General features: G+C 48.2%; 21 protein-coding genes. 7 read left to right on the top strand and 14 right to left on the bottom strand.

The features are described from left to right. The first annotated feature begins 286 nt into the window (after nt 1–286). Entirely contained in the window at nt 287–2,209 is a 1,923-nt protein-coding gene (locus VJ249_00550; protein HKZ93057.1) for a hypothetical protein, read from the top strand. 99 nt (nt 2,210–2,308) lie between these two features. Here VJ249_00550 and VJ249_00545 read toward each other — a convergent pair whose 3' ends face one another. The 13 genes from VJ249_00545 to VJ249_00485 form a co-directional block, all read right to left on the bottom strand. Further along, nucleotides 2,309–2,500, bottom strand: a complete 192-nt coding sequence (locus VJ249_00545) for a hypothetical protein (protein HKZ93056.1) — start codon at nt 2,498–2,500, stop codon at nt 2,309–2,311. 89 nt (nt 2,501–2,589) lie between these two features. Continuing rightward, nucleotides 2,590–3,135, bottom strand: coding sequence for a hypothetical protein (locus VJ249_00540; GenBank protein ID HKZ93055.1), 546 nt, complete (start codon nt 3,133–3,135; stop codon nt 2,590–2,592). A gap of 21 nt (nt 3,136–3,156) precedes the next feature. Further along, nucleotides 3,157–5,034, bottom strand: a complete 1,878-nt coding sequence (locus VJ249_00535) for a hypothetical protein (protein HKZ93054.1) — start codon at nt 5,032–5,034, stop codon at nt 3,157–3,159. 54 nt (nt 5,035–5,088) lie between these two features. Further along, a complete protein-coding gene (locus VJ249_00530; GenBank protein HKZ93053.1) occupies nt 5,089–6,420 on the bottom strand; it encodes a hypothetical protein in 1,332 nt (443 codons plus the stop codon). Further along, nucleotides 6,417–7,646, bottom strand: coding sequence for a hypothetical protein (locus VJ249_00525; protein ID HKZ93052.1), 1,230 nt, complete (start codon nt 7,644–7,646; stop codon nt 6,417–6,419). The genes VJ249_00530 and VJ249_00525 overlap by 4 nt, the downstream gene beginning before the upstream one ends. A gap of 15 nt (nt 7,647–7,661) precedes the next feature. Further along, entirely contained in the window at nt 7,662–8,135 is a 474-nt protein-coding gene (locus VJ249_00520) for a hypothetical protein (GenBank protein ID HKZ93051.1), read from the bottom strand. Between the two features lie 15 nt (nt 8,136–8,150). Further along, nucleotides 8,151–8,975 (bottom strand): hypothetical protein, encoded by an 825-nt coding sequence (locus VJ249_00515; GenBank protein ID HKZ93050.1) that lies wholly within the window; start codon nt 8,973–8,975, stop codon nt 8,151–8,153. A gap of 185 nt (nt 8,976–9,160) precedes the next feature. Beyond that, nucleotides 9,161–9,982 carry an FTR1 family protein gene (locus VJ249_00510; GenBank protein HKZ93049.1) on the bottom strand — a complete coding sequence of 274 codons (822 nt, stop codon included), beginning with the start codon at nt 9,980–9,982 and terminating at the stop codon, nt 9,161–9,163. A gap of 17 nt (nt 9,983–9,999) precedes the next feature. After that, a complete protein-coding gene (locus VJ249_00505) occupies nt 10,000–10,677 on the bottom strand; it encodes a metal-dependent transcriptional regulator (GenBank protein HKZ93048.1) in 678 nt (225 codons plus the stop codon). Nucleotides 10,678–10,753: 76 nt separating this feature from the next. Then, nucleotides 10,754–11,374 (bottom strand): class I SAM-dependent methyltransferase, encoded by a 621-nt coding sequence (locus VJ249_00500; GenBank protein HKZ93047.1) that lies wholly within the window; start codon nt 11,372–11,374, stop codon nt 10,754–10,756. A gap of 16 nt (nt 11,375–11,390) precedes the next feature. After that, nucleotides 11,391–12,008: an isoprenylcysteine carboxylmethyltransferase family protein gene (locus VJ249_00495; protein ID HKZ93046.1), complete on the bottom strand. Its 618-nt coding sequence runs from the start codon at nt 12,006–12,008 to the stop codon at nt 11,391–11,393. Between the two features lie 32 nt (nt 12,009–12,040). Next, the gene (locus tag VJ249_00490) at nt 12,041–12,334 is read right to left on the bottom strand and encodes a YHS domain-containing protein (GenBank protein HKZ93045.1); all 294 of its coding nucleotides are present in this window, start codon (nt 12,332–12,334) and stop codon (nt 12,041–12,043) included. Next, nucleotides 12,321–12,851, bottom strand: a complete 531-nt coding sequence (locus VJ249_00485) for a helix-turn-helix transcriptional regulator (GenBank protein ID HKZ93044.1) — start codon at nt 12,849–12,851, stop codon at nt 12,321–12,323. Before VJ249_00485 ends, VJ249_00490 begins: the two co-directional genes overlap by 14 nt. A 100-nt stretch (nt 12,852–12,951) precedes the next feature. Here VJ249_00485 and VJ249_00480 point away from each other — a divergent pair, with 100 nt between their 5' ends. From VJ249_00480 to VJ249_00470, 3 genes are read left to right on the top strand one after another with little or no spacing between them, the layout of a single operon-like run. Next, on the top strand, nt 12,952–15,069 hold the full coding sequence (locus VJ249_00480; GenBank protein ID HKZ93043.1) for a heavy metal translocating P-type ATPase: 2,118 nt from the start codon (nt 12,952–12,954) through the stop codon (nt 15,067–15,069). A gap of 21 nt (nt 15,070–15,090) precedes the next feature. Continuing rightward, nucleotides 15,091–15,285 carry a YHS domain-containing protein gene (locus VJ249_00475; protein HKZ93042.1) on the top strand — a complete coding sequence of 65 codons (195 nt, stop codon included), beginning with the start codon at nt 15,091–15,093 and terminating at the stop codon, nt 15,283–15,285. Between the two features lie 22 nt (nt 15,286–15,307). After that, nucleotides 15,308–16,684, top strand: a complete 1,377-nt coding sequence (locus VJ249_00470) for a methyltransferase domain-containing protein (GenBank protein HKZ93041.1) — start codon at nt 15,308–15,310, stop codon at nt 16,682–16,684. A gap of 388 nt (nt 16,685–17,072) precedes the next feature. Here the strand turns inward: VJ249_00470 and VJ249_00465 are convergent, their stop codons facing one another. Next, nucleotides 17,073–17,435, bottom strand: coding sequence for a hypothetical protein (locus VJ249_00465; GenBank protein HKZ93040.1), 363 nt, complete (start codon nt 17,433–17,435; stop codon nt 17,073–17,075). A 314-nt stretch (nt 17,436–17,749) separates the two neighbouring features. On the opposite strand from VJ249_00465, the gene VJ249_00460 reads away from it, so the two are divergent. The 3 genes from VJ249_00460 (at nt 17,750) to VJ249_00450 (ending at nt 23,181) form a co-directional block, all read left to right on the top strand. Next, complete coding sequence (locus tag VJ249_00460; GenBank protein HKZ93039.1) at nt 17,750–18,907, top strand: MFS transporter; 1,158 nt, start codon at nt 17,750–17,752, stop codon at nt 18,905–18,907. 58 nt (nt 18,908–18,965) lie between these two features. After that, entirely contained in the window at nt 18,966–19,496 is a 531-nt protein-coding gene (locus tag VJ249_00455) for a DUF2096 family protein (GenBank protein ID HKZ93038.1), read from the top strand. Between the two features lie 136 nt (nt 19,497–19,632). Further along, nucleotides 19,633–23,181, top strand: a complete 3,549-nt coding sequence (locus VJ249_00450; GenBank protein ID HKZ93037.1) for a chromosome segregation SMC family protein — start codon at nt 19,633–19,635, stop codon at nt 23,179–23,181. The last annotated feature ends 2 nt before the right edge of the window (nt 23,182–23,183 follow it).

The raw sequence follows: 23,183 nt of genomic DNA, 5'->3' as shown, positions 1-23,183 counted from the left end.
CTTGGAAGTAGTAGTCTGCGCCGTGTGTTTGTTGACAACTCGCGTCCATTCTGCGCTGACGGTGTAATCGAATATCACGGCAGATATTGAGCTTCAACTTCTATCAACTTGCGTCCTGAGAGAAGAATGCGCGCGGTGTTTCACAAGTTCTAAATACTTGTTGTGTGGGAAAATGGGCTAGACAGAGAAAGAGAACGGAGTCTAGAAAAAAGCAGCGTGCAGATAGCCTGCTAGCAGAGCTATCTTTGTTCCAGCATGTTTGTGTCAGAGAGAATGTGATTAAGACTTGAATTCCAAAGTTACGGCACTGGTTGGTTTCCTTCTTATTTCAGCGCTAGTCCTCGCTCCTAGTCCAGCAGCTGTAACTTCTGGTTCTGTTGGCACGTTTCAATTCAGAATAGCTGACTTTATGGCGGATATTCTTGTACCAGATTTCGACAGTCAATTTGAAGCGGACATTTGGCAGTTGGCTCTCGACGACTTGAGGCAAGCTTCGCCAAACGGAGAGATAACGCACGTTCAGATGCGAATCTGGGAAACATACGCGATAGACAACGATACAGGAGGAATCGTTGTCCCTCCGCATTTGGGTTCTTCCGACTATGAGCAGAACAGAGTTATGCAAAACTGGCAAAGATGGTATTTCGGCTTCGGCGACCCACTAATCTATGGACCATCTGCGGCTGAAAGAATACACAACGCTGGATTTAACATGGAATTCAGCATTTCGGTTGCATGGGATCAAACCAACAGAAACACTATAACTGATAATACTCGAGTGTTCGCGTGGGGAGCAAGAGAGTCAGATTTCCCGCTGTTCGATGGAGAATTGTACCTGCAATATTACATGGACAATGTTTTGCGACCCACAGCGCAGTTTCTTGCCTCAAACCCCAATTTTGTCAGCGGCGACATATTCATGTTGGCATTGGAGATGGTTTACCCAACAGCAGACTTCACTTGGAACCACAATTCACAATGGTTCACCATGATTAATGAAACAAGACAGATCTTCCAGAACGCTGGCAAAGACATACTGCTCACCGTGGACCACGCAGGATGGTTCGACGACGAAGGACTAGGCTATAACGCAGTTAAGCAGCTTAATCCTGAAGCACCAATAACCTCGGACAGGAAGGGAATCTCCGGAGCGACTTACCTCGGAGACTTGGATTTCGTAAGCGTCAGCTGGTGGCTTCCGCTAGTGTTAGCATCTGAGGTTCCGTCAACATGGTCTGAACGCGACATATCATGGGTTACAGAAGCTTGGTTTAACAATAAGAACTTCGACAAAGTCGGCACAGGCTACAACGGCACTCTTAGAATCGCGGGAAGAAATATGATCGCCGACATGAGAGCCCTTGCCACAGTAATGAACAAGAGAATTCTGCTAAACACTGGATGGGAGAACAGACACGGGTTTATTGCGTCGTCTCCTAGAGGAGGCAGCAACATAACAGACCCGTTGGAACAAAAACTAGCTTGGATGTCACAGCTAATCGCTTTAGGAGACAAGGCAAGGTCAAAACCCGAACAGTGGCTTGCAGGACAAGATTTTGAACGTTACACTAGAGACAAATCCCTTTTTCCCGATTATATAGACACTTCATGGTGGAACGCACCCGCACAGTCTGCCATAATGGCTGAGATTAGAGCAATACAGTCGGGAACCGCTCGTGCGCGTTTAACAGGAGATTGGCAGAATCTTAGTTTGAGAACTGATTGGAGATGGCTCACCGCTTACATTCAGCCTCTTCAAGGCTACAACGCTTCAGACATCAATGCTACTGGAATCTTGCTAACCGGAACCATTTCACCTGTTCTCGATCCCCAGTATAGCTTCGTGACAAATTCCAGCGAGTACCTATCGGATTACGATAACGATGGTTTTCTGGAGCGCATGGTTAAGTTTGACAGAGCCTCAGTGGAGTCATGGATATATCACAATCAAAGCATTCGATATGGCAACTTTACTTTGACTCTAGCTGGTAGACTGTTTGATGGGACCCCGTTTGAATGCGAGGACGTTGTCTTCGTGAATTATGCAGGTGATGCAAATAACGACGGCGCAATCAGTGTAGTGGACCTACACAGGGTCGGCGTCAACTGGACCGGCTATGATGCAAACACCGACTTCAACAACGATGGAATCGTAAACATATTTGACATACGAATACTCAACACAAACTTGGGACAAACAACTCCATAAATAACCATTAAGAAACAATGTTTTCGTGCCTAACGCACAAGTATTGGCAAGAGTGTGTAGGTCGTCTTCGACTTTGGAACTCTGACGCTAAACGAGCCCCTATTTCTTCCGATAAACCCACAGCATCAGTGGTAGTGCCACAATGAGATAGGCGAGATGTGTTATGATTCGTGACCACTCGGCGCTGACGGAGTAGCCGAACATCACCGCAAATATTGAACCTATCACACCCTTGTGATGCAACGGGTTATCTGAAGCAATATTCAACACGTATGCTTTCTGCCCCAGCAAGCCCCCACGCGTCTGCGCCCGTGTACCCAGCTAGCTCGTGCACTCCGTAACCTGCTAAGCCGCCAGCCAACAACACTAGCAGAAATATGTCAGAGTTTATCAAGCCAGTGAGTGGGTTTGTTCTTCATCAGAATTCCAGAAATGCTTACAGTAAAGCCGCCTACGAAAAGTGGCACGCCCAAGTAAAAGACGATTTCAAAAGGATACACCACCTTGGCTGATTGCAGCAGCCTGTGGAGATCAACCTGAGCTGACATCCATCTACCACCCAGAATGAGAGTATGTTGACCAGTTTTTTGTGTCTCAAAGGTCAGGTTTGCATTTTGATATTCATACGAGGCTGGGGGACCATAAATGGATTTTACCTCATAGCCGTCGGGGTCGAAAATGCTCACATAGAACTCGCTGATCGCTTCAGTTGATGAAAAATTGTAACGCAGCTCGTAAGCTCCAGGAAGTAAGTAAGCTGTTGCCTTGTATTCGTGATTGCCAAGGAAGCCGTAAGGAGACGAACCGTCAAACGCATTCTCGCTGACAACGCTAGTCTCACTTCTTCCAGTCAGAACACCACATACTATGAGGACTGCGCCAATAAGTAGAGGAACCAAGCCTTTCACGAATATTCCCTGTCTCATAAACAGCCCATCCGCAACCACCTAGCTGACCGCAATCACTGGCGGATGCTCAACAAGAACCCACAAACCCACAGTGCCAACGGTTGGATAGATTGGCTCACCGTTGAATGTAACAACAGCACCATGCCACGTAACGTCAAGAGAATACGTGAAAGCCGCAGGAAACTGAGACCGCCCCACTGGATTAAACTCAATTACCCGACTGGCACCAGCAACATTAACCCCTCCCGTCATCTGACCCGCAACACTGTCGAACAAGTACAGTTTTTCGTTACCGTTGTCCCTGAACATCAGCCCTGCGCCAGAACTTCCAGAAATGAACTCGCTCCAATGATGAGCCCAACCATTCAGAAAACCAGAAAAATTGTAGAACAAACCCGTAGCAGTCGAAGACACAGGATAGCCCGCGCTCGTTCCATTCTCCGTGAGCTGCTGCCCACCTGAAACTGAAAGCCGAATCGCACACAGATCCGTCAGCGTCCTGCTCTGCAAAGAATCAACAAAAACCGTTCTCAACGCATACGTGTAATACGTTGCATTAGCTGGAAGCGTGAAGTACATCTGCGAGTACACGTTAGGACTGTTTGGAGCCCCATTTGACCATTCAGCCTCTTGCTGAATTATGTCTCTGACTATGCCATGATGAATGACATAAGCCGGACTAGACCCGTAAATAGGATTATAATTGTTCAGCCGCATGAAACTCGCCGTGCTAGTAATACCACCGCCAGCAATCGAAGACGTTATCGTGTCGTACGAAGCACTGACAGTCAAAGTCAGAATCCCATTTGTCAACCGCCTAGAAGCAGGATCATCACCAGCGAAATACCTGTTAACAAAGGCGTAATGCGTTTGAGTCACTGTATCCCGCCCACTCCACCACAACGTAACCTTCTGAACATTATGATTAGCCAGAAACACAATCATTTGCCTATTGCCGAAAAGACTCGCATTACTTGTCAAACCCAACGGAACTCTGTAATCTGATCCCCAATCTTCAACCTGAAAAGGCACTTCACGGTCAACTCCATTAATAGTCTGGTTCACACGCAAAGCCCTCACAGGAATCGGGAGAATAGGCTTTCCTTGAGTCGACAGTTGAAGGTTTGACCCAAGCCACCGCAAAGTGCCATTCTGCAAGGACTCCACAACAAGCGTGTCCCCTGCTAACGACGAATAGAGACTGGCATTCCAAGAAAACGTTAAGGCGTACTGCGGTTTCCGCGAGTTAGAGAAGAAAGCAGTGGTTGTAATGCCTCTCGAATCATAAACTTTCATCAAGTACAAGCTCTGGTCCACTCCCGAAGGAATCTGCAACACGTAGGTTCCGTTCGAATGGACAATGGGATCAACAGCAGGATTGACCGTCTTCCAAACCGAGTCCGAAAACCTGTAGAAAAAGAAGTTCGCTCTGCCTAGCTTGAGATCTGCTTTGCCATCCTCGACTGTGACGAGAACCCTTGCTTGCCCAGCCACTGTGTCTAAAACATCCACTTTGAGAAGTGATGAAATCTCATATGTCACTTGAGATATTCCCAAACCCGACAACGAGTACGTCACCGAAAGATTCCCCACACTATAACTCGTCGGCTCGTACCAGCGGGTGGAGAAAGTGGAATCTTTTATGTCAAACGACGGATTCCACGAAGGTTTGGACTGAGCGATATAAACGAATCCACTTCGAAGATACTTCAAAGTCAAATCCTTCGCGTAACTAACGTTACCAGTCACCTGCAAAATCGACCCATAATATCCAACAGCATATTGCATAAGCCCTTTGAGTGACAGGTTCATTTCCTCAAGCGCACTCAAAACCTTAGGCGGCTCTTGAAACGGAAGATTCCTAATATTCGCATACGTTGCGATCACGGCGCTGACCATTATTATGGCTACGAGCAATGCTGCAATCGTCGAAAACTGCCCTTTGTTGCAGGCGGAACTGTGAGATATTGATTAAGCACCTCCTTGCTCTGCAAGCTGTAGCACAACGAGCCTAGACGTGCCGCTTGCCCCAGACTCCGACTTGTAGATGATTGGGCGGTAATGCTGAAGAAGACCCAGGGCTGTGATTCTAACATCCGGCGTTCTCGTCAATCCTATCGCAGTAAACGAGCCTCGAATGGTATTGCCCTGACCTCGATGAGTGAACGTAGCTCCTGCAATCCAGTTATTGACTACCTGAAATATGTAGCTGTTCGGTGCAACCCGCAAATTGTACGTGCTCAAAATAGATGTAGGCAATGCTCTGGTCGACGTCTGATAACTAGCTGGATAGACACCATAGTAATTCGAGTAATAGGACGCATTCCACGTAAACCGAACAACACCTGGACTTCCCGCTATCCATTGGCTATTGTACAAATATGACTGAAGGTTTAGACCCCGCAGAAAAGAGTTAAGACCAGCAGACCCCACTTGCCGCATCCCGTACAAGCCCCAACCGTTTTGACTGCTTGAAAACGTCAAAGTATTCGTAACGTAGAAGAAGGGATAACCCACAATGCTAACCCACGTCCAATTGTACTGATTCACTCTTTGCCCCAAAATGTACGCGTATCTTGCATAGGATCCTCGGCTTGCATCATAACCCTGAGTCGTATAATACCCTGCAGGAATCGGCACGGCTTCGCCGAAAGTATTTATCACCACAGCATCTTGCAGCCTTTCTCCACTAAGCGCAGTACCGTTCAAAATGAGACCCAACTGACTAGTGGAATTTACAAGAACAGTGCTCTGGAAGTATGGTGAAAGCAGATCGCGCAGATCAGAGGCTAGGCTTTGTGCAGTGTAACCAGTAATCCACCAGCCGTTTGCATCGCTGCAATTCAAGATATAGAGAGTTATGTTCCTTCCGGTGCTTTCCCCGACTTTCTGAGGTGTCGTAGCAAACTTGACATTCGACGACTCCACCACGTAGGACGAGGCGTCAGAATCAACTCCTAGATCGCCTCTGGAGTTTGAGAAAGACTTGACCAAGCTGTAGGTGACGACTCCCCCGGAGGATGTTACAATATCGTACACCGTGAGGTTGTACACGATATTTGGGGGAAGAGATGCAGCGAGTGCATTCTGGAGACGCGCCCAAGACGGATCTGAAGTGTTGCTGAAAACCGTTCTCGTCAGATCGTCGTCTACATCGAGAGTCTCAATCGTTGACAGAGCAAGCTCACGCAAATTCCGACCTGAGACATTACTGGGCGACGGCAATACAGCAAATTGCATAGTGATCGCAAAAGCCGCGAAAAGGATTATAGCGACCATGAAAATCTCGATTGTTCGCATCATGGCGTATACCTCGCAGGCTGATAGCCCGATGTCTTCCAGACAGCCACTTTGGCTTGATACGAGATCTTGCTGATTGACACCTGCCTAAGTTCAACAGCAACCCAATCAGCCTGACTTGTGTCGCCCCCGAATATCGCAGAAAACCCGAGAACACTGATTCCCCAAGGCATTGTCACTATCCCAGAGTAGTCTCCCGAACTGTATGCAACAATCAAAATCCCTGCGTTTTGTGTCGGAATCTGCACTCGAACGTGGTCAAAACCTACGCCATAATTAACCTGCCCAGTTCTGACAAAACCGCCAGAATCAGCCATTCGAATCTCACTCAACCAAAAGTCCTGAGCTAAAGAGAGAAAAGTCGCGTTGAAATACAGAACCTCAACCGGCGACGGAAAATTGCCCAGGTCCCAACTGTGAGCAAGCAGAACAGATCTATTCTCAAAGTCTTCAACCAAGGGAACTATTTTGTTGTTAGCAATAATATCGCGATATCGGTAGCCAACACCGGAAAGACCGCCAACACGTGCATGAATGACAACAGAGTAGGCATAGCGCGAGCCGTCCACGGATGAGAATTCCAGCGTTGCAGAACCTGCCAGATCAGTCCGGCTGGTGCCTGAAATCGTTTGAATCGAAGGAGCTTGACCAACTTGGGGAACTACTTGATAAGCAAAGTAATTCAAAGTCGCGTCGCTGACCACGCCTGTGAGGCCTCTGACTTCAACTTTCACCGTTAATGGGTTCAGGTTGAGTTCAGAAAGAGAGACATTCAACGTCGGCGCGACTGTTAGCCTGAAGGCATAAGACCCCTCAACACCGAGCAATCTTGCCGTAGTGGTATAGTTTACAGCTTTGGCCATTGGAACAAGCAGTGTCCCTCCGCCCAAACTGTTGTTACTGTACCACAGACCCGTTTTGCCATAATAGACAAGAGGCAATCTAGACGACAACCTTGAGAGAGCGAAAGCATCCAGCGAGTATCCTCCCGAGTCTGAATCTTGAAGCCCGAATGCCAATGGAAGGCCGTCACTTCGACCCCACGAATCGGGACTCCCCGGACTCAACAGCAACGCGTTGGCAAGCTCAGCTGCCTTCATGGAGACTTCATGGTTCTGCTGATATGTGACTGCCGCGCCTATGATCTGCCCAAAGGCGCCCATGGAAACCATGAGCACCGCTATGAGAACGACGAGGGAAACCATATGATCGATCGTTACACCAGTCATTTTCGACCAAGACCATCAAAATGAGAAAAGAAGAGTGCCATTCACGAACTTCTGAACCTTAATCGAAGCATTTGCAGATGAACTTTCAAAGAGAGATTTCTCATTCCACAAAACGTTGGGCCCTAACGGGGTTTGAACCATAATAGTATTTCCGAGTTTCTGCAAGGTGACGGTGAGGAACAAAACCTTACCAAAACCAAGTTGAAAGGAAGCTTCCAACAAGCCTGTTGCATTATATGTGTGCTCAGCAATCTCTTTGGGAAAAGTTGAGGCTTGAGTGATGTTTCCAGCCGAAACCTCTGGTTGATTCAGGGAAAGATACAATTGCTGAATCGTACTCGCCATTTGAGAAGCCAGTTCTTTAAGTGTGACGTCACGAGTAGCGTTTTCCCAGTTAGATGCCATCGTGTTTGCCACGAAGGGGAATAATATGATTTGAATCACTAGCATGGGCGTCAATATCACTGCCTCAATAGCTACGTTTGTCAAACAAATGCCTCCTTATCATGAGTGGACGCCGAGATCCACTTTTACCTCTCCGACGTAGAATTCAAGCTGAGAATCACTGTAACCAGATGGGACGTCAATCACTTGCTCAAGGCTGGGCAAGTGGAAAAATGAAGAATCGAAGCCTTGCTGAGAAGTCTTGGCGGGAAAATCCACGGTTACCTTAACGCTTGTGACCCGATTCTTGGTCATTGAGGCAACCGAATTCCCGGCAAAAGTCACCGACTGATGTGAGCCTTTAGCGAAGCCCTCTGCAAGAACTGGCAAGTATAACCTCGTATAATAAGTCGCCCTGCCGGTTGTCGTCATATTAGCGAAAAGAGACCTCACAGAAGGCATGACCACAATTCTGACAAAGCTTCCATCACTCATTGGAGGCGACAATTTCTCAACGCCAAACACACGGGCAACAGGAGCAGATACGCCAGTTAAAGTAAGATTTGTGGAAGAGGCCGGGTAGACTAACTCATAGTAACTATCGTACAAAGAGTATTTTGACACTGGCATGTTGAAAAGCAGAACGCCTACATCGTATGAGGCAAGTAACTCATAGTCTGTATTGCCCTGTGTCTTGACATAAACGGCGTAGTTCAAGGCTGACGGCAAGAAATCAACCCCGCCATATGCACTTGAATATCGAACCGTAGCTTTGCGTCCTACCGTCCATGCAACCTCATCAATCTGAAGCCCCATCGTCTGCATAAACTGCTTCGCCGAGCTGAAATCGGCCTCCGCGGCTCTTGCCCAGAGAACATTATTAACGTAAACTGATGTCACACTCAGTAGGGCAACAATGGTGCCTGTTAGAATAACTGTGGACACCGCGGGACTAACTGCTCTAGTGTTTCGAAGAAATCCTCTTGAACAAGGTTCAGACTGTATCATTGCACTCCTCGTATACACATAATCCATAGCAAAGTATTAAATATTGCGTCTTACGATAAAAGACTGAAGCCGCTCAGACCACTTGCACAGGCTTCAGAGACTGTCTAACGTAGGCGAGTCTATCATTTCTTTCGGTAAACCCAGACAACGAGCGGAATGGCAACTACAAGGTAAGTTATATGAATTAGCACTCTAGCCCATTCGGCTTTAACCGTGTAGCCAAACATCACTGCAAATATTGAGCCTATTATGCCCTTATGATGCAACAGATTATCCAAAGCGATGTTTAATGCATATGCGTTCTGCCCCAGCCAACCCCAAGCCGATGAGCCCGTGTACTCAATTAGTTCGTGCACTCCGTAGCCAGCCAAACCGCCAGCCAACAACACCAACAAAATGCTCGTGAAATAAAAGAACCTCCTGATGCTAATCTTCATGCCCGCAAAAAAGATCGCGTAAGCCAACACCACCGAAGTTAACGTGCCCAACAATAAACCTGTGACCGTGGCCACTGCGTCAGTCACCAAGAAAGGAGTCAAGAAGAGCACGGTTTCCAAGCCTTCTCGAAACACTGCCACAAACGCAAACGACACCAAGCCAAGAGCTGCACCACGAGTCGCCATAGACTCAACCCGCTTCTCCACCTCTGCCTTAAGCTCCTTACCCTTAGTAGCCATCCAATAAATCATAGAAGACAAAACAGCCACAGCAACCAAAGCAGCAGCACCCTCGAACAACTTCTGAACTGGTCCTGAAAGCGTGCCATAAGCCACCCAAATAACAGCGCCCAACACCACACTGGCAGCTACCGCAGAAAAGACACCGTACCAAACATACCGAGAGAGAGACTTCCGCTCAGTTCGGGCTAAATAAGCCAAAACAATGGACGTTATCAAAGCGGCTTCCAAAACTTCCCTAAAAGCAATCAAATATTGACCGAGCATTACGAACCGATCTCCTTCTAAGCCTTAGTTCTCTTAACCCAAATCACAGAAGCAACATTCTGCCCCAAAGCGATGCTCGAGTCGCCAACTCGAATCATGATGGGACCGTTGAACGGCGCCTTCTCTTGAACCTCCACCCGCGCACCCAGTCTGAAGCCTAGCTTGCCCAAGTATTGTAGAATGTCTTCTCGCTCATCCGTAACCTTCACGATCACGCCTTTCTCGCCAGCATTCAGGCTAGCCAGCGTTTCAGATCGTTCCTCAGCCATTTCTCCAGACGCCGACGGAATCGGATTGCCATGAGGACAGGTCTTCGGGTTACCCAAAGCCTTCTCCAAAGGCCCAATCAACTCTTTATCAGCAAACGCGTGTTCCAACTTGCAGGCAGCATCATGGGCTTTACCCCACTCCAACTTCAAAATATCAACCAGCAAGCACTCAGACAACCGATGCCTTCGGACAACGTTCAAAGCAATCTTTCGACCTTTAGCTGTAAGTTTGACACCTTTGTACGGCTCATGAACTACCAGGCTTTGCTTTTCCATGCTTTCAACCGTGTTCGTGATCGTGCCCAACGCGACATTCAACTTCTTAGCTAATTCCGTGGTTTTGGCGGCACCGTCCCTTTCCTGCAGTCGGTAAATAGCCTCCAAATACTCTTCAATAGTCGAGGAAACCTGTTCAACTGTTGACAAAATCTATGCTCCCTAACAGTCATTCATTCGTAGAAATGATTACGAGTAATCGTATTTATTCTTTGGGGTTTCCCGCCTACTTGACAGCGACTATGGCTTTCACAACATCATACGCCAAGTTCCTATCATGCTCAATTCGGAACCCAACCTTTCGCAAGACATCCACCGTGTCCCTGTTGATGTTGTCCACACCGTACCTAGCCACCATGGGGTTCAACTTGTCCATAACCCAGCCCAGCACCTTGCCCCGACTGCGCACATGCTCAACCATAAGCAGTTTCCCACCGCTACGCAACACTCTGTGCAGTTCACCCAGCCCTTTCAGCGGATCAGACACCGAACAAAAAACACATGAAGTAAAAACCGTGTCAAAAGTCCCATTGCCAAATGAGAGTCGCTGCACATCTTCACGGCGCAGATTCACAACGCCCTCGTAATTCTTCGTCTTCGCTTCTGCTCGACTCAACATCCCTCGGCTGATGTCCACAGCCACAATGCGCTTACCCCGAGGATAATCCTTAAAACTGCTGCCCGTACCCACACCCACCTCAAGAATACTGCCTCTCGCTTGGCGCAGCAGCAGCCGCCTATTCCTAGAAACAAACCACTCAACAACAGCCGTCAACGCATCGTAAAACCTAGCCACACGATCATACCGAACCTCCACAGGATCTTTCACTGAGGCGAAACCGGGCAAGCAATCACCTAGCCTCTCAGGCGCGGATTCGTTTAATCCTTGGAAGCGGCAAAAACATCGAAACTCTGGTTCTGTATTCTCTGTACTTCTCTGCGAATTTAGCCTCCATATCCTTCTCCTCCTGCCTTGCCAACCGATAATACAGAACGACTAACAGAGGCCACATGAGGAGAGTGGGAAGCGTTGCCCATTGGACCAGCATACCCACAGTGAGAAGAAGGAAACCTGAGTATTGCGGATGGCGCATGTAAGCGTACAAGCCCGTCGTCACCAACCCTTGTCGTGCTGAAAAAACTTCCTGCCATCCATAAATGACCAATAACGCACCCCCCACCAACATCAGTACGGAAAGCGGATGCAAAACCGTGAAGAAGAAGCCCTCTCCAACAACAGACGCGAAAATGTGGCCAGCCATGTGTGTCATCGGGTTTTGATAACCAAAAAGCCAAGACAAAACGTATATCGTCAATGGAAAACCATACATCTCGGCGTACAAAGCAACCACGAACGCCACATAGATGCTTGAAGGCAGCCTGTAAAGCCTCCTTTTGAAAGGAATGAACAACGCGAAGAGACCAAAAATGAGCACGTTTAACGCTACAAGATACCAGTCTCCATAACCATAATCAATCATTCAACATCACTTCCATCTCAGCTAGTTGTCTCCTATCTCGCCAACAATAATGTTAGCAGCAGAAGAAGCAGAAGCCCAAGATAAAGATACCAAGCCACGCCTCGAGCTGGTGGACCGCAGCCGCTGGATCCGCAGTAGCCGCCGTAGTGACCAGCATGTCGACCAGCAGTTGACGTTTGCTGCAGGTATTTGTCTGGGTCCTTGACAAATTCTGTCTGGCATGTGGAGGAGCAGAAGTAGTAGACCTTGTTATCGTGAATTGTTTTGTGTGCCGCCGTTTTTTCGTCTACAGTCATGCCGCAAACTGGGTCTTTAACTGTGGACATGCTTTCCACCCTTCACTAATCCTTTGGACAGCCTCCTTTCTTCTTTGTAGGAGTTGGCACAGTGCATGCAGCAGAACGTGGTATCCTTGCCATCGATGACTTCGCGATAACCGCCCTCGTAAACCTTGCAGCCACAATGAGCACACACATTCAGACTTGGCTCTATGGCAATGCTGACTAAACCAGCGAAGCGTTTGAACAAGCCTATGCTCAGTTCCTTGCCCTCTTTCGTGAGTTCAAAGACTTTCTTCTCTTTCTCTCCCACGGGTTTCAGTGTGTGCTTGACCAGACCTTTTTCTTCCAGTTGCTGCAGAAACGGGTAAACTAAGCTGGGGCTGACCTTTTTGCCGAGGCGCTGTTTAAAGCGGCTTAGTATGCTGTAGCCGTGGGCTGGGCCTTCGTACAGAATCATGAGTATGTAGAAGCGTGAGAAATCCGACAACAAATCCTGCAGTGGGTCTGTTTTCGCTTGACTAACCATGTTGCCCACAATGAAGGTATGTGCGAGTGCCAACATATAAATATTATCCGAAAAGATATATCTAAAAAAGATATATTTATATCTTGGAACACCTATTTCACATACACGTTTAACCAACATAGGGAAGTGACAAAAGTTGCCCCGTGATCCCGTATGCGGCATGACAGTCGACGCCAACACAGCCATCAAACGGAAAATCGGCGACCGAACATACTACTTCTGCAGCGAATCATGCGCCCGCACCTTCGAACAACCTGAACTAGAACTCAAAAACCTACGACGCCGCGTAACCTTGACCCTGCTAGGCGTGCTGAGCGTCGCCACCATACGCTTAGTCGGAATTTTCGCAATCGCAGGCCTATTCGAAGCGTTAATGGCATTCAGGCTCCTCGGCATAATCACGCCGTGGAACCTAGCCTTCTTCATTATATCCACGCCCATAGTCTGGCTAGCAGGATGGAGCATCCACCACGGAGCCTACCTTTCCCTCAAAAACAAAGCCATCAACATGGACGTCCTCATATCAACCGGCGTAATAGCCGGATGGATATACGGCGCAATCAGCGCACTACTGCCAGGATTAGAAACAGTGCCCGGAGAAGGCTCAGAATACATGCAAATAGCAGTAGCCATATTGGCCTTCGTGCTGTTCGGCAAGTACATCGAAGAAACAATCCGCAGACGCTCCGCCGCAGCGGTCCGCAAACTACTAGAACTGCAACCCACAATCGCAAGAGTGCTACGGAACGATCAAGAGGTTCAAGTTCCAATCGACGACGTTCAAGTCGGCGACGTCTTCGTGGTAAAGCCAGGCGAAAAGATACCCACCGACGGCATTGTTGTCTCTGGCTACTCATCCGTTGACGAGAAAATCATCACCGGCGAAAGCATCCCAGTTGAAAAGACCGTTAACAGCGAAGTAATAGGCGCAACAATAAACAAAACAGGACTGCTGAAAGCTAAGGCAACAAAAGTAGGCGAAGATACAGCCCTAATGCAAATAGTCCACTTAGTAGAGGAAGCACAATCATCCAGCGCACCTGTACAGAAACTAGCTGACCGAGTCGTGGGATACTTCGTCCCAGCTGTTTTCACCGTGGCAGCAATCGCGTTCACCTACTGGTTCGTTGCCACCGGGTTTTCAAACGCTTTCCTCGTGCTCTTAGCCGTACTGCTCATTGCATGTCCCTGCGCCTTGGGCATAGCAACCCCAACCGCAATTCTAGCTGGCGTGGGAAAAGGCGCCGAACACGGCGTCTTACTCAGAGGCGGCGAATACGTGGAAAGCGCGCGAAAACTAACCACAGTAATCTTCGACAAAACCGGCACCTTGACCAGGGGAGAGCCATCGGTCACCGACATAGTGGCGTTTGAAGGCTTCAAAGAAAACGAAGTACTTGAGTATGCAGCTATCGCGGAGAAAGGCTCAGAGCACCCGTTAGCTGAGTCTATTATCAAATCAGCAAACAAACAGGAGATCAAAATCCCCGACGCCGACTCATTCGAGGCTGTACCCGGACACGGCGTCAAAGCATCCTACAAGAGTCATGCAATTCTGCTTGGAAACCGCAGGCTAATGGAACAAAGCAAAATCAACGTGAAGAAACCTGTTGAGGCTCAATTGACCAAACTCGAGGAGCAGGGCAAAACCGCCATGCTTCTAGCCGTGGACAGCAAACTGGCAGGCATTGTTGCAGCCATGGACACACCAAAAGACAACGCGGCTGAAGCCGTCAAGCAACTGAAAGCTATGGGACTCGACGTTGCCATGCTCACAGGCGACAACGAACGCACCGCTAAGGCAGTGGCAGCACAATTAGGCTTTGACATAGTTATCGCCAACGTGCTACCCTGGGAGAAAGTCAATGTTATCAAGAAATTGCAGAGCCAAGGCAAAGTCGTAGCCATGGTAGGCGACGGCGTCAACGACGCACCCGCCCTTGCCCAAGCTCAAGTTGGCATCGCTATTGGCAGCGGCACAGACATCGCCAAAGAAACAGGCGGCATAGTCCTGATCAAAGACGACTTGCGCGACGTAGCTCGAGCCATCAAACTAAGCAAAGCCACGATGAAAAAAATCAAACAGAACCTGTTCTGGGCGTTCATATACAACACGGTCTCTATTCCAGTGGCTGCAGGCATACTGGTTCCCTTGGGCATATCGATGAGCCCCATCTGGGCGGCAGGCGCCATGGCCTTCAGTTCACTGTTCGTAGTGGGCAACTCGGCAACTCTCAAACTGCTCAAACTGTAAAGCGAGGAGGTGAAAACCGACATGGCTAAAGACCCAATATGCGGCATGACAGTAGACGAGAAATCAGCCAAACTCAAGTCGGAGTACATGGGCAAAACCTACTACTTCTGCAGCCAAATGTGCAAGACAACGTTTGACAAGAACCCAGCGAAATACACTGGCGGCGGTTCTGGCGGACACTCTGAACACTCAATGCATTCGGGACACTGCTGCTAAGAAAACCAGAGAAGTGACAACTTTGCTCAGCCCCAAATCGACACGGGAAACAGAAGATGTGCGATATATTCCTGCCTTCAGCCATAGTTTTTTGACTCCTGCCTACGATTTTATGATGAAGTGGGCTGCACGCGAATCAGCCTTCAAGCCTCAGCTAATAAAACAGGCAAGAATTGAACCAGAAAACAGAGTGCTGGACGTAGGCTGCGGCACCGCAACCCTAACCATTCTCCTAAAGAAGACTCAACCAAAGGCATATGTTGTCGGACTTGACGCAGATCTGGAAATCCTAGGAGTCGCAAGACAAAAAGCTGCGAACGCGGGCGTTCAAATCGCTCTAGACCATGGAACAGCCACTGAACTTCCGTACTCCGACAACTCTTTTGACAGACTTGTCTCAAGCATGGTTCTTCACCATCTCACCCGAGAAAACAAAGCTCGTGCGCTTCGTGAAGCGTTCCGGGTCCTCAAACCTAGGGGAGAACTGCACATCGCAGACCTAGGTAAACCGCAGAATAGTATCATGCGCTTAGCGTCGTCAATTATTGGGCGTCTTGAGGAATCGTCCGACAACGTGAAAGGCTTATTGCCCGAGATGCTCCACAAAGCCGGTTTTGTCCAAGTTGAAGAAACAACCAAGTACATGACGATCTTCGGCACCGTAGCGCTGTACAAGGCGCTAAAACCCACAAAAAGTCTACAACGAGCAAATAGCAGAAATCTCAACTCTGGAAGAGCCCATGAAGAAGAAAGCTACTATTCTTTGCTGAGAAAGTATGCTGGCGTATTGGCTCCATACTATGACACCGTGACTTTACTCCTTTCAAAGTTAAGAGACAGAGTTGTAGATCTCACCAATGCAAGAAAAGGTTCGAGAATACTGGACGTTGGGACTGGAACAGGCAAACAGGCGTTCGCGTTCGCGAAAAGAGGTTTCGATGTCACCGGCATCGACTTGTCGGAAGACATGCTCAAAGTAGCCAAACAGAAGAGCAAATACGAGAACGCCAAATTTGAGATAGCAAATGCCACAAGCCTACCATTTGAGGACGACAACTTCGACGTTACCTGCGTGTCCTTTGCCCTGCACGACATGATTCCCACCATAAGGGAAAAATCGTTGAGAGAGATGGTTAGAGTAACCAAGGCAAACGGAACTATTGTGATCGTTGATTATGCGTTGCCAAAAAACAGAATCAGCAGGTTTTTGATCTATCATTTTGTCAAATCCTATGAACCATATTATTCCGAATTCATCAAGTCCGACCTTGAAGCGCTGCTTAGAAAGTCGGGGATTGAGATAGAAGACAGGCGTCCGGTTTTACTGGGAGCTGGAAGAATCGTAAAGGGAAGAAAGATGACCGACCGCGGGGTGGAGGTGACGCGCATTTATGCATGACCATGGGCCGTCTAAGGAACCTGAAAGCCAATCGTACGGTAAGAGACATCTGTTGATGATGATGTTGTTCTGCTTCATCCCGATCGCCATACTCGCAGCAATTGTCTACGCTAACATCGACAGTGCTTACTTATCCTTTCTAGTTGTCCTCTTGTGTCCGCTGCTGATGTTAATTATGCATTTGCCTTGGAGGTCGCGACGAAAGAAGAATGTATCTTAGATTCTTTTTCTTCTCAGTAGGAGAGCGTTAACTGTCACGCTTATGGAGCTTGCAGGCATCGTGACGGCGCAAAACTCTGAACTCAAAGCCATCCCAACGTGACAACATGGATCAGCCGCAAGTCGGTATGCTGAACGCTGATGATGGATCGATGCAACATTGAAGAGTTTAGGATGTGGTTTGCTGCGGCTCAACCGGCGAGATTGGCTGAGCCGGATTAGTTTCCTTGTTTGATTCCATCTCTGCTGGATTTGCTGTTTTGCTTGGGGTCAGATCCTTTCCGATTTTTGCCCATTGAACCGACTCCACCCCGACACCCACACTAAGCGAGATGATGCCCAATGTTATTCGCAAAAGCCCAAAGACTGCGACGTTGAATCTCTCTGTTATCGGAAACGCTATGTCAGTTGCCCCCCAGAGTAAGAAGATGATTCCCACACCGACGAATATGCCATTCATCAGCGCAGAAAACCTCTCAATCTTAATTCCGCTAAGAGGCACTCTGACCACCGCTGGCTTATCGATGCTCAAACTCTTATTTAGTTTGTTAATTCAAAATAATGACCAGAAATAACCCTGCAGCCCACGATTGAAATGGGCAAAACCTTGATAAAGCTCAAATAACAACAACGGTTAAGCCTGAACTGAAAGGGTGAGCGCCCGAAAATGATTGTGTTACCGCGCCTTTAGGCGATTTCGCATCGTTTTAGCTTAGTCTCTGGATCTTTAGGGCGCTGTTCATCAGGCATTTAGGAGGATTTCATACGAGTTTATGCTCAAAACTAAAAAATGAATTTTCGTTTCTGCGCGGTAACGTACTCGTGATGATAATGAGTTGGCTATTGATGAACTTCGCGGGCGCCATCCCCTCCACCTACTACTCCCTGTATGTTCTTGGGCTTGGAGGCACACCCTTCATCATTGGAATAATAGATTTCGTCTCATTTCTCGCCTTGGCGCTGGTGCAATTTCCCGGTGGCTATTTGGCAGACAAGCACGGTCGACGAGGACTCATAGTAACCTTCACGTTTGGAATGGCTCTAAGCAACCTTGTCTTCGCGTTTGCCCTGTCATGGCACTTCATCTTACTGGGCTTTGCGCTGTCAAGCCTTTTTCTCATCTATCAACCAGCACTTGCAGCTATTCTCGCCGATTCGCTGCCTCCGGAAAAACGCGGCATTGGATTCTCAGTGGCAATGTTTGTCAATAACTTGGCATCGGTTGCTTCACCTGCGGTTGCCGCCGTTTTGTTTGCTCAATATGGACTAATACCGAGCATGCGAATAGCCTACGTAATAGTGGTTGGCTTCTACCTTGTCGCCGCAGTTCTCAGAATCAGGCTTACAGAGACCCTGCAAATCAGAGACAAAGAGACCACCCTAGCAAGCGCCGTTAAAGAATATCCCAAAGCCGTCAAAGAAGGCCTAAACGTGTGGAAAACCCTGCCGCGCTCAATGTTCCACCTCTTCCTCACAAATGCGTTGTCAAGCTTCATCTTCGCAATGACGTTCTCCTATCTGATAGTCTATGCCAAAGATATACTCCACATCGACGAGTTCAGCTGGGCCTTACTCATGATGTGGTTCACTGCCTCTATGATTCTGACAGCCTTGCCATCAGGCAAACTCGTCGACATTATTGGAAGAAAGAGACCCCTCCTAGCGTCATGGATACTCCTCGGTGCCTATCCACTGCTCTTTATATGGGGAAACCTGCCCATGCTTTATGTTGCCTTTTTCTTCTTCGGAGCTAGCAATGCTTTGTTTGCGGCTGCGTATCAAGCCTTAGAAGCTGATCTAGTGCCCAGAGAGCTTCGAGGAAAAGAGGTGGGATGCAGCCAATTCATAACGTATACACTCATGGCTATAGGCGGCTTAGCAGGAGGCTTCCTGTACGAGTATGTTTCTCCGATGTTGCCTTTCATACTCTCATTCCTAGTCACGATCCCATGCACGTTGATGACGTTCTGGCTCATCGACGAATCGAAAACTAGACAAACATGACCTAGAAAGAAGCTTAATTACCAAAAAGAGCCCAATACAGAAATGTCGAGGCACAAACATGAGGTACGACAACATCTGGAAAACCTTGGATTCACTCATAGTTGAATTCAGAAAACGCGGAGAAACCATTCCCGCGAATGTCATAGAAGACCTGCGCGCAGCCAAAACCCTCATACAAGTCTTGAAAGCCGACCCAACTCACCAAGAAAACGTCCCATCTATTGAACTGTACTTAGGCAACGTCGAATCATACTTAATTTTCGAGGCTCACCAAAGAATCAGCGCTGAATTCGCCGAACTCTGGCTGCAGAAACTCCGCGAAGCCAGAAAAGCCACACACATAGGGGAAGAAGAACCGTTTGAACCATCGTCGAAATTCGTTTCAGGCGCCCCAAAAGATCAGAAGTGGCTCAGAGTTCAGGTTTCCAACGAGACACCCAAGAGCGAAATAAAGAAAATTGCCGCTGAATGCGGAGTATCAACCAAAATCCAGCCAGACGGATATATACTTGTGTACGGCGACGAAAACATGATCAAGTCGTTTATACAGAAAACTGCTGAAAAGCTTCAACGGAGAAAAGCTAGGTGAGCGCAAAATTTTGCGCAACAGTTAAAACCCATATGATGACATTTATTATAGAAAGTTTGTCTAGAACGGAATTCGACTGGACAGTCTGAGATAAGGGATCGCAGCAAGAGAGGTCGAGGACGGCGCTTAGTAGAAAATGCCCCATCTGAAAAAGATCGAGCTCAAAGGTTTCAAAACCTTTGGTAAACCCGTTTCCATCCTATTAGAGAGAGGTTTCACAACCATAACAGGACCGAATGGAAGCGGCAAAACAAACGTAATGGACGCCGTTCTGTTTGCACTAGGGGAACTCAGTTCGCGCAGGCTGAGGGCTGAGAATTTTGGTAAACTTGTTTTTCACGGTTCGCCGGAAGCTGGTCTGGAGAAGGCGAAAGCCGCCAAAGTCGTCATGCAGTTTGACAATTCTGATGGTAGGATGCCTGTTGATACGGCTACGGTGACTATTTCACGTGAAGTCTACCGCAACGGACAGAGTGTGTATCGTCTAAACGGTAGACGGATCTCACGCGCCAACCTTGTGGATACATTGTCCATGGTGGGCATAAGTCCTTCTGGGCACAATGTTGTGGTTCAGGGTACGATAACAAAGATGGCTGAGGTAGCGCCTCCTGACCGACGGAGAATCATCGATGACATGGTTGGCATTGCACAATACGATGCTGAAAAAGCCGAGGCTGAAGACAAACTACGTCAAGCTGAGATACAGGTCAAAACTGCCACAGGCAGAATAGATGAAGTTCAAAAACGCGTCGATGATCTTGAAAGAGAACGCAACCAGCTCCTGCGCCACAGCTTCATACAAAACGAAGTCAAAAAACTTGAAGCCATGCGAATCAGCTACGACATAGGCGAGGCTCAGACCAAAATCGCCGATTTGTCGAAACAGACTCAAGACGCCACAAGCCGCGTCGAAAAGCTGAAACAAATGCGGGAGGAGCAGCGCGGACAGCGCCACTTGATTGAGAAGGAATGGAGAAAACTCAGCTCAGAATCAGTTGAGGAAGGCGGCACCCGAGTTCTTGAAGTTCAGATCCAAATCGGCGAAACAAAATCAAAACTGACGGAACTCAAAACAAAAATCGGCGCCAGCTCTGCAAGCCTTGAAGGGCTCAAGAAAGTCAAGGAGAACAGCCTACAACAACTCCAAGCAATCAACAACGAGTTAGAAGAAAACCGCAAAAATGTCGGGTTGTTCAAACGAGAATACAACCGTTTGAGTAAGGAAGTTGTTGCCAAACAAACTCAACACGACTTGTTAGTGAAGGAAACCGCTGATTTATGGGCAAGCTTGGGCGAAAACAGCAAACGTGTCAGAGAAATCGAACAACGCTTGGATAAACTCTCTCAGAACCTCATCTCGCTTAGAAGCGCCTTTGCTGAAAGCCAGACGATCATGCGAATGTTCTCACGTCGACTTGAGGATTTCACAACTCGCAAACAGAGGTTTGCATCCAGTCTCAATGAACTGAACAAATCCTTAGCTGACCTAAACCAAGTGCAAAACGAGCAGAAGGCCAGACTCAAATCATTGCAGCAGACGCTGGAACGCCGTATTTCACAGAAGGGAGCGGTTGAACACGAAATTGCTGACGCTGGGAGAATCGCAGACTCAGCGCGTGAAGCAGTTGTTGAATTCGCAACCCAACGTGAACTTGCGGAAACCGTTGCCAGCCAAGAAATGGCGCTTAGAAGCATTGAGGAGATGGGTGAACTCGGCGTAATCCCGGGCGTGCTTGGACGATTAAGAAACTTAGTAAAGACTGAAAGAGGCACTGAAAGCACGGTTGAAGCCGCAGCAGCTGGCTGGCTGGACTCGATCATAGTCAAAGACATCGAAACCGCGTTCACATGCTCGGAAACGCTCAGACGCCTCAAACTGGGCAGAATAAAACTGATACCGTTGCGAGAACTGATGGACGTTAAACCGGTTCGTCAACCACGAATCGACGGTGTAAGCGGTGCAGCCTCACAGTTTGTCAGGTATTCCAAGCAGTACGAGCCAGCGGTAACCTATGTTCTTGGCGACACTCTAGTTGCAAAGGATGGTAAAGCAGCACTAACCGCGAGTAAGGAAGGTTACAGAAGTGTAACTGTGAACGGCGATCTCTACGAGGCGGGCGGCGCGTTAGAAGGCGGATATTACCGCGAGCCAATCGACTTTTCAGCGCTTATCCCGCGAGAAAACGCCATAAAGAGCTTGGAAGACGCAGTCATGACCCTTCGTGAACACCTGACTAAAAGAGGCACCGATGTGACAGGGTTGCAGGAGGAGATGAATAAAACCAGAGAGGAAACTGCTCGTCTAACGGAAGCTACAGTCACGTTGGAAAACGAGATCACAAGACTGAAGAGAAACGCCAAGACCACTGCTCGCAACGTGCGTCGAATCGAGTGGAACATTCAGGCTATTCGAAGCCGACTTGAAAAGAAGAAAACTGAAATCGGCGTTCAAAAGGCTCAACGCGACGCCATAACCAAGGAAATGCAAAAACTTCGCGGCGAACTCGCTGGACTAAGACGCAAGGTTGACCCCTCACACATTCAAGAGCTAGAGATTATCCGCGGCAAACTAGGAGACGAACTCGTCGAAAAGAGACAGCGACTGAGCGGCGTAGAATCCTCACTGAACACTGCCCAAGCAAAGCTTAACAACGTTCTCAAAATCGGATACACCAACGCACAAATCCAGATTAGAAAGGTTGAACACCAGCTCACCAAAATTGAAGAAGAAGTCAAAGTAGCCATAGAAGAAAAAATAACCGTAGAAAATGAACTGAAGAAACTGGAAACCGCAAAAGAAGAGCTAACACGCTCGGTTTTGACTGCCAAGAAAGAGTCGAGTAAGTTCACTGACAAAATTGATGACATCGATAAGCAACTGCAGCGCCTGGACAGCGAATACGAGCATGCTGACCGCTTGCTCAATCAGCTTCAACTCAACCACCAAACCTTGCAGCTTCAACTGGATCAGTACAAAGCTAAGCTGTATGATTACGGGTACGCTGAGCCTCTGACCATTAGGCTTGAGCAGATAGAGGCAACTCAAGCCTCGTTGAGGCTGATGCGACTTGAACTGGAACGCTTAGGCGCAGTTAACCAGTTGGCTTTGGTGCACTATAACGAGCAGATTGGACGTTACAAAGAACTTTCAATTCGCATGAACGAGTTGGAAAAGGAGAAGCAGTCAATCGTTGCCTTCATGGATGAAATTGAACTCAAAAAACGTCACGTGTTCATGGAAGCCTTCCATAAAATCAACGACAACTTCAGCAAATATTTCGTCAAACTAACCGACGGCGGCGAAGCTTCCTTGAAGCTTGAGAACCCTGAAGAGCCTTTCTCCGGCGGCATCGACATGGTGGTCCAGTTTCCAGGCAAACCGCCTATACTGGTAAGCGGAGCCAGTAGCGGTGAAAGATCAGTTGCGGCTGTAGCGTTTCTCTTCGCCATCCAAGACTTCATGCCAGCGGCCTTCTACTTGCTCGACGAGGTTGACGCTCACTTGGACGCTTTTCACGTGGCTAAGCTGGGCGAGTTATTGGTTGAGGAGTCGAAGCGGTCACAGTTCATTGTCATAACGCTGAAACCCGAGATGGCGAACAAGGCTGAGCGCGTGTATGGCATTTATGAGCATAAGGGCGTGTCCCACGTTGTGTCGCCTACATTCAAGAAAGAGGCAGCCTAGGA

Source organism: Candidatus Bathyarchaeia archaeon, assembly GCA_035283685.1.
Taxonomy (GTDB): domain Archaea; phylum Thermoproteota; class Bathyarchaeia; order Bathyarchaeales; family Bathyarchaeaceae; genus DATETJ01.
The sequence above is the reverse complement of the archived record's forward strand: the minus strand, read 5'-3'. Positions and strand labels throughout refer to the sequence as shown.